Origin of the sequence: Mesorhizobium sp. NZP2234 (assembly GCF_013170765.1) — a bacterium.
Classification (GTDB): domain Bacteria; phylum Pseudomonadota; class Alphaproteobacteria; order Rhizobiales; family Rhizobiaceae; genus Mesorhizobium; species Mesorhizobium loti_D.
In genome coordinates, this window is sequence record NZ_CP033364.1 from 2,845,891 (window position 1) to 2,858,126 (window position 12,236).

At 64.8% G+C, this 12,236-nt stretch carries 9 protein-coding genes; 4 read left to right on the top strand and 5 right to left on the bottom strand.

The window, feature by feature from the left end:
- Window positions 1–18: 18 nt before the first annotated feature.
- The 4 genes from EB230_RS14030 to EB230_RS14045 all read right to left on the bottom strand — a co-directional run bounded on the left by EB230_RS14030 (window position 19) and on the right by EB230_RS14045 (window position 5,849).
- Window positions 19–3,216, bottom strand: a complete 3,198-nt coding sequence (locus EB230_RS14030) for an efflux RND transporter permease subunit (protein ID WP_172372756.1) — start codon at window positions 3,214–3,216, stop codon at window positions 19–21.
- Window positions 3,213–4,175: an efflux RND transporter periplasmic adaptor subunit gene (locus tag EB230_RS14035; RefSeq protein WP_246738951.1), complete on the bottom strand. Its 963-nt coding sequence runs from the start codon at window positions 4,173–4,175 to the stop codon at window positions 3,213–3,215. The genes EB230_RS14030 and EB230_RS14035 overlap by 4 nt, the downstream gene beginning before the upstream one ends.
- A gap of 11 nt (window positions 4,176–4,186) precedes the next feature.
- Window positions 4,187–4,387 carry a DUF2892 domain-containing protein gene (locus tag EB230_RS14040; RefSeq protein ID WP_140685429.1) on the bottom strand — a complete coding sequence of 67 codons (201 nt, stop codon included), beginning with the start codon at window positions 4,385–4,387 and terminating at the stop codon, window positions 4,187–4,189.
- 154 nt (window positions 4,388–4,541) lie between these two features.
- Window positions 4,542–5,849: an FAD/NAD(P)-binding oxidoreductase gene (locus EB230_RS14045; protein ID WP_172372760.1), complete on the bottom strand. Its 1,308-nt coding sequence runs from the start codon at window positions 5,847–5,849 to the stop codon at window positions 4,542–4,544.
- 222 nt (window positions 5,850–6,071) lie between these two features.
- Here EB230_RS14045 and EB230_RS14050 point away from each other — a divergent pair, with 222 nt between their 5' ends.
- On the top strand, window positions 6,072–6,407 hold the full coding sequence (locus EB230_RS14050; RefSeq protein ID WP_172372762.1) for a metalloregulator ArsR/SmtB family transcription factor: 336 nt from the start codon (window positions 6,072–6,074) through the stop codon (window positions 6,405–6,407).
- Between the two features lie 26 nt (window positions 6,408–6,433).
- Here the strand turns inward: EB230_RS14050 and EB230_RS14055 are convergent, their stop codons facing one another.
- Window positions 6,434–7,318 carry an aldo/keto reductase family oxidoreductase gene (locus EB230_RS14055; RefSeq protein ID WP_172372764.1) on the bottom strand — a complete coding sequence of 295 codons (885 nt, stop codon included), beginning with the start codon at window positions 7,316–7,318 and terminating at the stop codon, window positions 6,434–6,436.
- 94 nt (window positions 7,319–7,412) lie between these two features.
- Here EB230_RS14055 and EB230_RS14060 point away from each other — a divergent pair, with 94 nt between their 5' ends.
- The 3 genes from EB230_RS14060 to mprF all read left to right on the top strand — a co-directional run bounded on the left by EB230_RS14060 (window position 7,413) and on the right by mprF (window position 11,677).
- Window positions 7,413–8,318 carry a LysR family transcriptional regulator gene (locus tag EB230_RS14060; protein ID WP_172372766.1) on the top strand — a complete coding sequence of 302 codons (906 nt, stop codon included), beginning with the start codon at window positions 7,413–7,415 and terminating at the stop codon, window positions 8,316–8,318.
- Between the two features lie 217 nt (window positions 8,319–8,535).
- Entirely contained in the window at window positions 8,536–8,763 is a 228-nt protein-coding gene (locus EB230_RS14065) for a hypothetical protein (protein WP_172372768.1), read from the top strand.
- 325 nt (window positions 8,764–9,088) lie between these two features.
- Window positions 9,089–11,677 (top strand): bifunctional lysylphosphatidylglycerol flippase/synthetase MprF, encoded by a 2,589-nt coding sequence (mprF, locus tag EB230_RS14070; RefSeq protein WP_172372770.1) that lies wholly within the window; start codon window positions 9,089–9,091, stop codon window positions 11,675–11,677.
- The last annotated feature ends 559 nt before the right edge of the window (window positions 11,678–12,236 follow it).

Genomic DNA, 12,236 nt, shown 5'->3' on the forward strand with positions numbered 1-12,236 from the left:
AGGTCGCCCTGACCCTTTTTACGTGCGCAGCACCCGGTAGATCGCGGGGATGACCAGCACCGTCAGCAGCGTCGAGGAGGCCAGGCCGAACAGCAGCGAAATCGCCAGCCCCTGGAAGATCGGGTCGGTCAGGATCACCGCCGCGCCGATCATGGCGGCAAGTGCTGTCAGCAGGATCGGCTTGAACCGGATCGCGCCGGCCTCGATAAGTACCTCGCGCAACGGCCTGTCGGGCGACGCGGCGTGACGGATGAAGTCGACCAGCAGGATCGAATTGCGCACGATGATGCCGGCCAGCGCGATGAAGCCGATCATCGAGGTGGCGGTGAACGGCGCTCCGAACAGCCAGTGTCCGCCGAGGATGCCGATGAAGGTCAGCGGGATCGGCGTCAGGATCACCAGCGGCACCTTGAACGAGCCGAACTGGGCGACGACCAGGATGTAGATGCCGAGCAGGGCGACGCCGAAGGCCGCGCCCATGTCGCGGAAGGTCACCCAGGTGACTTCCCATTCGCCGTCCCACAAGAGCGTTGGCCGGCTTTCATCCTCCGGCTGGCCATGCAGCGAGATCGCGGGCTTTTGCAGTCCGGTCCAGTCCTGCGCGTCGATGGCCTTGCTTACGGCGAGCATGCCGTAAAGTGGCGCCTCGAAGCTGCCGGCAAGCTCGGCTGTCACCATTTCGGCGGCGCGACCGTTGTGCCTGAACACCGGGAACGAGGCGCGCTCCGGCGTTACCCGCACGACATCTCCGAGTTCCACCACGCCGCGGCCGCCGGGCAGGACATTGGCCGGGATGGGCGTGGTCAGGAAGCGCTCGTCGAGCGTCCTTTCACCCTTCGGCCGCTCGATGCGGATCGGGATCGGCTGGCGGCCACCGCCGCGATGCGAATAGCCGACGGTCTTGCCGCCATTGAGGATGGCGAGCGTGTCGAAGACGTCGCTTTCCTCGACATGGAAGAACTCCGCATCGTCGGTGGAAATCGTGGCGCGCAGCCGGCGTGCCGGCTGTCCCCAGGAATTGTCGACGTCGACGATGAAGGGCACGGAACGGAATGCCGTTTCGATCTTTTCGGCGACCTTGCGGCGCGTGTCGCCGTCGGGTCCATAGACCTCCGCCAGCAGCGTTGCCATCACGGGCGGACCGGGCGGCGGCTCGACCACCTTCAGGCTGGTGCCTTGCGGCACCGGGATCGTGGCGATGCGCTGGCGCACGTCGAGCGCGATCTCGTGGCTGGACCGGGTACGGTTCGCTTTCGGCAGCAGGTTGAGCGCCACGTCTCCCTGCCGCGGCTCGGTGCGCAGGACGGCATGGCGCACGAGGCCGTTGAAATTGAAGGGCGCCGCCGTTGCGGCATGTGTCTGCACCGACCGGACTTCCTTCAGCTCGAGAACCCTGGCGGCGACGGCCTGTGCAACCGCATCGGTCGCCTCGACGGAAGATCCTTCCGGCAGGTCGATGGTGACCGACAATTCGGACTTGTTGTCGAAGGGCAGGAGCTTGACCGTGACATGCTCGGTGTAGAACAGCGCGAGCGAGCCGAGCGTCAGCAGGCCGACGACAAGCAGGAAGGCCCAGCTCGCCTTCTTCGAGGCCAGGATCGGCCGGGCGACGGCGGTGTAGGCGCGGCCGAGCGGGCCGCCATTGCCATGATCCCGATGGGCATGTGCCGACGCCCGTCCGGCGAGTTTGAGCATCAGCCACGGCGTCACCGTCACCGCGACGAAGAAGGAGAAGATCATCGCCGCCGAGGCGTTGGCCGGGATCGGGCTCATGTAAGGCCCCATCATTCCCGAGACGAACAGCATCGGCAGCAGTGCGGCGACCACGGTCAAGGTGGCGACGATGGTGGGGTTGCCGACTTCGGCCACCGCCTCGATCGCTGCCTGCCGGCGGTCGCGTCCGCCGCCCATGGCCCAGTGCCGCGAGATGTTCTCGATCACCACGATGGCGTCGTCGACGAGGATGCCGATGGAAAAGATCAGCGCGAACAGCGAGACGCGGTTCAGCGTGTAGCCCATGACGCGCGAGGCAAACAGCGTGAGCAGGATGGTCACCGGGATGACGACGGCCACGACCATGGCTTCGCGGCGGCCGATGGCGACCCAGACCAGCACGATGATCGAGATCGTCGCCAGGCCGAGATGGTAGAGGAGCTCATTGGCCTTGTCGTTGGCGGTCTCGCCGTAGTTGCGCGTCACGTCGATCGCCATATCGCCAGGGATCAGTCCGCCCTCGAGCAGGGCGACCCGGTGCAGGATGGCGTTGGCGACCGCGACGGCGTTCGATCCGGCGCGCTTGGCGATGGCGAGCGTGACCGACGGCACGCGCTCCACGCCGGCGCCAGCCCTGGTGACCGTGGACACCAGCGCATCACCGGTGTCGGTGGCGAAGGCGACGTCGGCGACGTCGCGAACATAGACGGGGCGGTTGTCGCGCGAGGTCAGGAGCAGGTTGCCGATCTGGTCCGGCGAGGCCAGCGTTTCGCCGGCGACGATGTCGATCTGCTCGCCCCGGTCGCGCACGCGTCCGGCCGGAAAGGCCTTGTTGGCGCCCGACACCTTGGTGGCAAGCTGCTGCAAGGTGACGCCGTAAAGGGCGAGCTTTTCGGGGTTCGGATCGACGCGGATGATCTCACCGGTGTCGCCGACCAGGTAGGTCAGGCCGACATTGTCGATCTTGGCGATCTCGGTGAGAAGTTCGCGCGCGACGCGGGTCAGGTCGTTCGGCGTCATGCGCGCGGCCGCCTCCGCCTTCGGCGACAGTGTCAGCGTGACGATGGCGACGTCGTCGATGCCGCGGCCAACGATCAGCGGCTCGGGCACGCCGACGGGAATGCGGTCCATGTTGGCGCGCACCTTGTCGTGGACGCGCAGCACGGCGGCGTCGGACGAGGTACCGACGACGAAGCGGGCGGTGACCATCACCTGGTCGTCGCGCGTCTGCGAATAGACATGCTCGACGCCGTCGATGCCCTTGACGATCGTCTCCAGCGGCTCGGTGATCAGCTTGACGGCATCGTCGGCCTTCAGCCCGTCGGCGCGCACGAAGATGTCGACCATCGGCACCGAGATCTGCGGTTCCTCCTCGCGCGGCAGCGTGAGCAGCGCCACCAGCCCGAAGGCGAATGCGGCGACCAGGAACAGCGGCGTCAGCGGCGAGGCGATGAAAGCCCGCGTCAGCGCGCCGGCGATACCGAACGAGGCAGGGCCCTTCATGGCGTGATCACGACATCGCCGGCCGCGAGGCCTGTCAGGATCTCGACATAGTCGCCGTCGGCGCGCCTGGTCCGCTCGCCGGCGACCACCGCCCGTTCGGCCTGTGTGCCGCCGGCGGTGACGCGGACGAAGTCGATGCCCGAGCGGGTTGCGATCGCCGACGCCGGCACCAGCAGCGCGGAGCGCTCGGCGACCGGCAGCTCGACCAGGACACGGGCATCGATGAAATTGGTATCGAGATTGTCGACCTCGACGTCGGCGATGACGCGGCCATTGTCGATCTGCGGATAGATCTTGGCGAGGCGGCCGGCTGCTCCCTTGCCGCCGGCATTGATGCGGATGGCGGCTCCCTCCCTCAGGGACGCAGCGTAACGCTCCGGAACGGCCAGCCGCAGGAACACGCCGCCGCCACCGATGGTGGCGACCACTTCACCAGCCATGATGACGGCGCCGCGCGTCACCGGCACGGTCAGCACGCGGCCATCGCCGGGAGCAAAGACATCGCCTTCGGCGCCCTGCTGCACGATCACCGAACGCTGGGCCTGGGTCGCGGCAAGCTGGTTGCGCGCGACGTCGACCTCGGTGCGCAGCTGGTCAAGACGCTGCGCGGTCATGACATCCTTGTCGACCAGCGTCTGGCCGCGCGCGAGTTCGGATTGCGCGGTGTCCAGCTGTGCCCGCAGCGCGCGCAACTGGGCGTCCAGCGCCGCGACCTGGAAGGCGATCTTGTCGTCCTGAACGGTGGCGATCTTCTGCCCCGCCTTGACCGCTTCACCCTCGGTGACGGCCAGGTCGACGATCAGCCCGCCGATGCGGGCGCGCGCCGGAACGGTGTTGCGCGCCTCGACACGGCCATAGACCGCCTTCCATTCGGTCACGGTCGTCGGCGCCAGCGTCAGCGTGCCGGCAAGCGCTGGAGAGGTCGCCAGCAACGCGGCGACCAAAAGGGGCATGCGCATGCGGGTCATCCTTAGAATGCGCATCCCGGCTTGACGCCGAGCTTGCGGAAGACCATCGCCGCCGGACAGAAGCCGGTGAACGCCGATTGCAGCATGTTCAAGCCGACGAAGACCGTCAGCCAGACAAACAGCGGCGAGACAAAGGCGGTAAGCACCACGGACAAAAGCACCATGGTGCCGGCGAAAGCGAGAACGGAACGGTCAAGGGACATCGTCATCTCCATTTGTATATGATCATATGCAAATATATGAATGTTGTAATTGGCCGCAAGGGGTGGCGCCGACTTTTCCGCCGGCGGTTGCGGGCCTTCGTTTGGGCCGCCAGCCGCAGTCCGCCCGAGGGCCAGCCGCGGTGGCTTGCCCCGGTCAGGCAACCGGTACATCCGGCGCCGCCTCGACCTTGATCTGCTTGAGCTTGTCGATGCCCAGCGCCTGCAGTGCGAGGCGCTCGTAGAAGGGCTCGGATTTGCCGGTCCTGATCTTGTGCAGGAAATACTTCTCGAAGCCGACCTTGGCGGTGTGCACCCATTTGCCGGAGGACGACCAGTTGACGTTGCGCGGCGGAATCTGCGGCTGCGCCACGAAGGCGACGCCGGAATCGCCGAAATCGGCGAGGCAGACCGCATTCCACGTGCCCTGGGCATCGGGCTCCTCGCCCTTCACCAGCCGGCCTATGTTGCGCGCCGTCGCCGTGACCATGGATTCGATCATGAAGCCGGTCTTGGGCACGCCTACCGGTACAGGTGTCTTGCCGATCGGCGGGATGGCGACGCAAACGCCGACCGCGAATATTTCGGGGAAGGCCGCGTTGCGCTGGTGCTTGTCGACGACGATGAAGCCGCGCGGATTGGTAAGGCCCTCGATGCCGCGCACCGCCGCCACGCCACGGAAGGCCGGCAGCATCATCGCAAAGGCGTGCGGCAATTCATGCGCCTGCCTGACCGACCCATCGTCGGCGATTTCCTGGACGAACATCTTGCCGGGCTCGACCTTGTCGACCCTGGCGTTGCAGATCCACTTGATGTGATGCTGGCGCATCTCGCTCTCGAGCAGGCCCTTGGTGTCGCCGACGCCGTCGAGGCCGAGATGGCCGATATAGGGTTCCGAGGTGACGAAGGTCATGGGCACGCGGTCGCGCACCCTGGCGTCGCGCAACGCCTTGTCGAGAATGAAGGTGAATTCGTAGGCGGGCCCGAAGCAGGACGCGCCCTGGACCGCGCCGATGACGACCGGACCCGGCCTTGCGACAAGCGCGTCGAAGGCCTCCCTGGTCTTGAGTGCGTGGTCGATGTGGCAGACCGACTGGGTGTTGTGCTCCGGCCCGAGGCCTTCGATCTCGTCGAAAGCGAGTTCGGGGCCGGTGGCGATCACCAGATAGTCATAGAAGACGGATGAGCCGTCGTTGAGTTCCACCGTGCGTTCGGCCGGGTGGACGCGCCTGGCTCCTTGCGGATGAAAACCGATGTTGCGCCGGGCTAGCACCGGAGCAAGGTCGATCTCGACCGCCTGCCTGTCGCGCCAGCCCACGGCGACCCAGGGGTTGGATGGCACGAATGAATAGTGGCTGCCATTGTTGATTACGGAGACCTTGTGTTCCCCGGCCAGTTCGTCGCGAAGCTCATAGGCCATGATCGTGCCCCCCAGTCCGGCACCAAGGACGACAACATGCGCCATGCTCTTCCTCCTTCGCGGCGTGGCCTTTGGCGCAACGCCGACATTGCGGTTCCCACGCAGGGAACGGCATTGGCTGATCCTGCGCCGTTGTGGCCGGCCGCGACTTGATGCGGATCAAACGAGCGCGCTGGCGTGACTCTCCAGCGCATCGATCCATCGGCTTGACAGACGCCGGCGTCAGGCTAATATTATTTGTAACTCTTAATATGATAATGTGTTCATATGCGCAACATAAAAATAGCCGAACTGGACAAGCAGGCGCGCGAAGCGTCCGAACTGCTCGCCGCGATGGCAAATGAAAAACGGCTGATGATCCTGTGCCATCTGCTGGACGGCGAGACGAGCGTGAACGAACTGGCCGAACTGGTTGCGATGAACCAGTCGGCGCTGTCGCAGCAGCTTTCAAAGTTGCGCGCGCTCAAGCTCGTGGACACGAGGCGCGACGCCCAGCAGGTCTACTACCGGTTGGCATCGGTGGAGGTCGAGCGAATCCTGCAGACGCTCTACGGCATCTATTGCGATCCGCTGACAAGGATCGCCAAGATCGGCAGCCGGTAGGCTGCCGACCGGCAGCGGGAACCGCCTTATGCCGCTTGCTCGGCTTCGCCGCCGATCCCGTTCAGCACATCGATCGCCTCGCGAGGCAAGTCGAGTTCGGCCGCCGCAAGGTTCTCACGGAGATGGCCGACCGACGAAGTGCCGGGGATGAGCAGGATGTTGGGCGAGCGCTGCAGCAGCCAGGCGAGCGCCGCCTGCATGGGGGTCGCGCCAAGTTTGCGGGCGACATTGGCCAGCGTGTCCGACTGCAGCGGCGTGAAGCCGCCAAGCGGGAAGAAGGGCACATAGGCGATGCCGTCGGCGGCCAGCTCGTCGATCAGCGCGTCATCCTCGCGATGCGCGATGTTGTACTGGTTCTGCACGCAGACGATGTCGGCGATGCCGCGCCCCTGAGCGATCTGGGCGCGGGTGACGTTGCTCATGCCGATATGGCGCACCAGGCCCTTGCGCTGCAATTCGGCGAGCGTGTTCAATTGCGGCTCGAGCGATCCTTCGGCGGGGCCATGGATGCCATGCATGGAGCGCAGGTTCACGACCTCGATCACGTCCAGGCCAAGATTGCGCAGATTGTCATGCACGGCCTGGGTCAGCTCCGGCGGCGACATTGCGGGGAGCCACGATGCGTCGGCGCCGCGCCGGGCACTGATCTTGGTGACGATGGTGAGGTTGGCGGGGTAGGGGTGCAGCGCCTCGCGGATGATCTGGTTGGTGACGTGCGGGCCATAGAAATCCGATGTGTCGATGTGGTCGACGCCGCTGGCGATCGCCTCGCGCAGCACGGCGAGGGCGCCGCCATGGTCTTTCGGCGGACCGAAGACGCCCGGTCCCGCCAGTTGCATGGCGCCGTAGCCGAGGCGCTTCACGGTGCGGTCGCCGAGTTTGAAGGTTCCGGCCTTGCTGATGTCGGTCATGGGTCTGATCTCCTTTGGATCGGCCCAATGTAGACAAAGCGCGCCTGCACGATAATATGGTGCAATCGGCACACCCTGTGCGGAAAGGCGAACAATGGCGACGGATCTCGGCGACCTCCAGGCGTTCATGGCGGTGGCGCGCGCCGGCGGCTTTCGCGAAGCGGCGCGGTTGGGCGGCGTCAGCGCCTCCAGCCTCAGCGAAACGGTGCGGCGGCTGGAGAACGGGCTCGGCGTGCGGCTGTTCAACCGTACCACGCGCAGCGTGGCGCCCACCGAGGCCGGGGCCCGGCTGCTCGAGCGGCTCGGTCCCGCGCTCGGCGAGGTCGAGGCGGCGCTCGACGTGGTCAATGGCTTTCGCGGACGCCCGGCCGGCACGCTGCGGCTCAACGTGCCTGTCGTCGCGGCGAAACTGGTGCTGCCGCGCCTCTTGCCGCCGTTCCTCGCCGCCTATCCCGAGATCCGCATGGAAGTGACAGCCGAGGACAGTTTCGTCGACATACTGGCGAGCGGCTGCGACGCCGGCATCCGCTATGACGAGCGGCTGGAGCAGGACATGATCGCCGTGCCGATCGGCCCGCGCCGGCAGCGCTTCGCCACCGGAGCCGCACCGGCCTATCTCGACAGGCGCGGCCGGCCAGAGCACCCGCGCGACCTGCTCGACCATGCCTGCCTGCGCGGCCGCTTCGCCAGCGGCCTGACGCCGGCCTGGGAATTCGAACGCGACGGCGAGGTGGTGAGCGTCGAACCGACCGGCCCGCTGCTGGTCAGCACCGGCACGGCAATGGCCCTTGCGCTCGAGGTGTCGGTTGCCGGCGGCGGCATCGTCTCGCTGTTCGAGGACTGGCTGCGGCCCTATTTCGACGATGGCCGGCTGGAGCCGGTGCTGGAGCCCTGGTGGCAGGAATTTTCCGGGCCGTTCCTCTACTATCCCGGCCGCCGCCTCACGCCGGCACCGCTGCGCGCCTTCATCGACTTTGTCGGCACGATGCGCTGGGGGTGACGGGCGGGCATCGTGGCGCCGGGTGTGCCGGCTGTCTTGCCCGGAGATTCGCCTGTCGCATGCTTGCCTCGTCGAACCGAAGTGGCGATGAAGGAAAGCGAGCCTTTCTCATATTTTCGTGCCCGACCTGTCGAAGGGACCTTACGGATATTTATGCCAGCGGCAATGCGGGGGAAATTTCAAAGGTCCATTGTTTCGGGGGAATGGAGTCGTTTCAATGAACAGGATCGCGAAAACCTTTCGAATTGTGTTCGTGCCGGTTCTGAGCGTGGCGCTTGCAATCGTCGCGATACCGATCGTTGCGCTTGTTGCGACCATGCCGAGGCTTCGTCGGCAACACCGTCATGGCGATGTCGTTTCTCGCTTCACTCGAAGAGTCCCGGCCGCACGGTCCGCTGTTCCTCCCACCATTGAGACGACCTATACCGTCGTTCATTCGTCGTAGTGCTGTCGTCGTCGTGCTGTAAATGCCCCGGCGAACGCCGTCATCTGTATTGCAGCCGGCGCTTAGGGACACAAAAGCGACAAGAACGTTAGGCGAGGAAGCTGGGAAGCGCCCGTTGAGCCATGGGCTTTCGGGATGAAGGATACGGGAGTCTCGCTGCCGAAGGCGGGCCTTGCCTGCAAACGTCCGGCCCCAGCGAGCATCAATCTTGAAAACCCTTATCGTGAGTCCCGCGAGCTCCGACAAGACCGAGGACTTTTTGAACAGTATGATTCCGAAGCCTGAATTCCCCAATCCGAGCGCTCTGGATCCAACAGCCGATCCGATGACCGCACGGGATGCGCGCTTGCAGATGTTCGGCTTCTGGGGGCGCTACCAGCATTTTGCCATGCCCGTCGCGGGCGTGGCCATAGCGGCAATCACCGTGGTGGTGCTGCAGCGGTTCTTGAATGACCTTTCGCTCGACCATGTCCTGCAATCGGCGCGAAGCATCCCCGGCAAGCACCTCCTGGTCGCACTTGCACTTACACTTTTGAGTTTTGCCGCTGTCGCCTTTTACGATGTCGTGGCTGTGGAGACGATCGCGCCAGGCCGCGTCCCAAAGCTGTTGTCGGCATGCGTCGGTGCCGCGGGCTACGCCATCTCCAATGCGCTGGGCTTTTCGCTGCTGACAGGCGGGATGCTGCGCTATCGCATCTATGCCGGCGAAGGCATCGCCTTGTCCGATATCGGTCGCATCATCGCCACCTCGTGGCTAGCGATCTGGTTCGCTTTCACCGTGATGATCGCTCTTGCCCTGGTCCTTGACCCGGCTCGTACACCGTTTGTCGACCAGCTTGATCCTCGCCTGGGCTTGACGCTCGGCATCGCACTGATGCTTTCGGTTGGTCTGCTGGTCGGGTGGCTGTCGCGCGGCGAACGCACGCTGACGATGGGAAAGTTTTCCATCAAATTGCCCAATTCACGCGGCGCGCTGACACAGATCGTGGCCGGCCTGGTCGACGTCTGCGCCGCCGCCGGAACGCTCTACGTGTTGATGCCTGAGACGGTCACCACCGGTCCAGCTGTCTTTGCGCTTGTCTTTGTCGTGGCGACCATCATCGGCATCGCCAGCCACGCTCCAGGCGGTCTCGGCGCCTTCGAGGCATCGATGATCGCCGGCCTTGGCCTGGGCAACAATCCGGATGCTATCGCAGCTCTTCTTGCCTTCCGTATCATCTATACGCTTTTGCCCTTTCTGGTTGCCGCCATCGGTGTCCTGTCGTTCGAGATCTACGCGCGGCACGCCGAAGTGTCGCAGCGGGTGCTCTACGCAGGCCGCGTCCTGGAGCCTCTCATCCCGCCGCTTGCCGCCGGCGCGACCTTCCTGGGCGGGATAATGCTGTTGTTTTCGAGTTCCATTCCAGGTACTGCCGAACGCCTCGACCTCCTGTCCGACCTGCTGCCGCTGCCATTCATTGAGGTCTCGCACCTGGCGGCCAGCTTCGCCGGCATTGCAATGTTGATCCTTGCGCGGGGGCTGGCGCGGCGGCTTCAGCAGGCATGGGCGGCCTCGCTCATTCTGTTCGTCCTGGGAGCCGCCTTTTCGATCGGCAAGGGTCTGAATTGGGAGGATGCGAGCGTCCTCCTGATCCTGTCGACAGTCCTGATCAGCTTCCGCAAGGCTTTCTATCGCCGCCCGATCGAGGGGATCGGAACGCTGTCATGGGGCTGGCTCGCCAGCGTCATCAGCATCGTCGCCATCTCGATCTGGCTTGGGTTCTTCAGCTATCGCGACATAGACTATTCCAATCAACTGTTCTGGCAATTTGCCGTCGACGGCGACGCCCCGCGCTTCCTGCGCGCCAGCATCGTGATCCTGATCGTTACGGCAGCGGCGGCGCTTCACACGGCCATCAATCGAAAAGCCATCGACCGCAAACAGCGCGCCGAAATCCCTACGGCCGTCAGCGCGATCGTCGCCGCCTCGAACGTGACCCATGCGGCTCTGGCAATGCTCGGCGACAAGCAATTCCTGATGTCGCCGGACGGCCGGGGCTTCATCATGTATGCGCGCTCGGGCGGCAGCCTTATCGCGCTCGGCGGGCCGATCGGGCCTGTCGCGGGCGACAGCAAGCTCGCCTGGGCCTTTCACGACCTCGCCGACCGTTGCGCGGTCCGTACGGCCTTTTACGGTGTGCAACCTGACCAATTGCCCATGTACCTGGACATGGGCCTCGTCGCGCTGAAGCTCGGCGAGGTCGCGCGCGTCGACTTGGCGGCTTTCAACCTCGACGGCCCACGCCGCCAGCCGCTGCGCTACGCCAACCGACGCGCCGAGAAGGATGGTCTGGTTTTCGAGATCGTCGAAGCCGCCAATGTGAGACCGCTTCTTGGCCAATTGCGAGAGGTGTCGGATGCCTGGCTCCAGATGAAGGCAAGCTCCGAGAAGGGTTTTTCGTTGGGCTATTTCGAAGACGACTATGTCAGCAGATTTGACATGGCCGTCATTCGTTGGCAGGGCCGCATCATCGCTTTTGCCAATTTGTGGGGCAGCGCCGACAAAAGCGAACTGACCGTCGACCTGATGCGCCATGCGCCTGACTCGCCCAAGATCGTCATGGACGCGTTGCTGACCAAACTGCTTCTTCATGGCAAGTCGCAGGGTTATCGCTGGTTCAATCTGGGCGCGGCACCGCTTTCGGGATTGTCCGCGGGCCGGCTGGCTTCCCGGTGGAACCGGTTCGGGTCCTTTCTCTACCGGCGTGGCCAGACCTTTTATCGTTTCGACGGGCTCAAGGCTTTCAAGGACAAGTTCGATCCCGTCTGGACCCCGCATTATTTCATATGCCCGCCCGGACTGGACACCATACGATCCTTGTTCGATGTCACCACTCTGATCGGCGGCGGTCCGATGGAACTCGTTCGGAAATGATTGCGTATTTCGCGCAGATGACGAAGAGCCGCGCGAGCTTGGTTCTGGCGGCTCTGGTCGTCGCTGCCGGCCTTGGCCTGGCGCTGCATTTCAACCGGACACGGGCCGTCCCGCGCCAGATCCGCGTTTCCGCCGAGCGTCTGGTCGATGTTCCCGTTCAGCTGCCGCAACAGGATCCGGTGGGGCTGGTCATCCTGTTCTCGCAAAAAGGCGGCATTGGTCAGCGTGACGTCGATCTGGCGGCCGCCCTGGTTGACAAGGGCTTGATCGTGCTGCCGGTCGACCTCGAAAAATATCGCAAGAGGCTGAGCGCGGCCGGTGGCGAGTGCATGTATCTCGGGTCCGATCTGGAGGCGCTTTCCAAGGCGGCCATCCGCGCCACCGGCGGCACCAGCTATTTTCATCCGGTGGTGGCGGGTATCGGCGAAGGAGGCACGCTCGCATATGCAGCGTTGGCCGATGCACCGGTGACGACACTGGCCGGCGCCGTCGCGCTCGAGCCGACGCGCAGCCTGGTTACGCCGCTGCCAACATGCCCGGGCGGCGCCGCACCGACGCC

Excerpts from the sequence above, each read along its gene's own strand:
- EB230_RS14045 (WP_172372760.1), bottom strand. The coding sequence starts at position 5,849 with ATGGCGCATGTTGTCGTCCTTGGTGCCGGACTGGGGGGCACGATCATG.
- EB230_RS14050 (WP_172372762.1), top strand. The coding sequence starts at position 6,072 with ATGCGCAACATAAAAATAGCCGAACTGGACAAGCAGGCGCGCGAAGCG.
- EB230_RS14055 (WP_172372764.1), bottom strand. The coding sequence starts at position 7,318 with ATGACCGACATCAGCAAGGCCGGAACCTTCAAACTCGGCGACCGCACC.
- EB230_RS14040 (WP_140685429.1), bottom strand. The coding sequence starts at position 4,387 with ATGTCCCTTGACCGTTCCGTTCTCGCTTTCGCCGGCACCATGGTGCTT.
- EB230_RS14065 (WP_172372768.1), top strand. The coding sequence starts at position 8,536 with ATGAACAGGATCGCGAAAACCTTTCGAATTGTGTTCGTGCCGGTTCTG.
- mprF (WP_172372770.1), top strand. The coding sequence starts at position 9,089 with ATGACCGCACGGGATGCGCGCTTGCAGATGTTCGGCTTCTGGGGGCGC.
- EB230_RS14060 (WP_172372766.1), top strand. The coding sequence starts at position 7,413 with ATGGCGACGGATCTCGGCGACCTCCAGGCGTTCATGGCGGTGGCGCGC.
- EB230_RS14035 (WP_246738951.1), bottom strand. The coding sequence starts at position 4,175 with ATGCGCATGCCCCTTTTGGTCGCCGCGTTGCTGGCGACCTCTCCAGCG.
- EB230_RS14030 (WP_172372756.1), bottom strand. The coding sequence starts at position 3,216 with ATGAAGGGCCCTGCCTCGTTCGGTATCGCCGGCGCGCTGACGCGGGCT.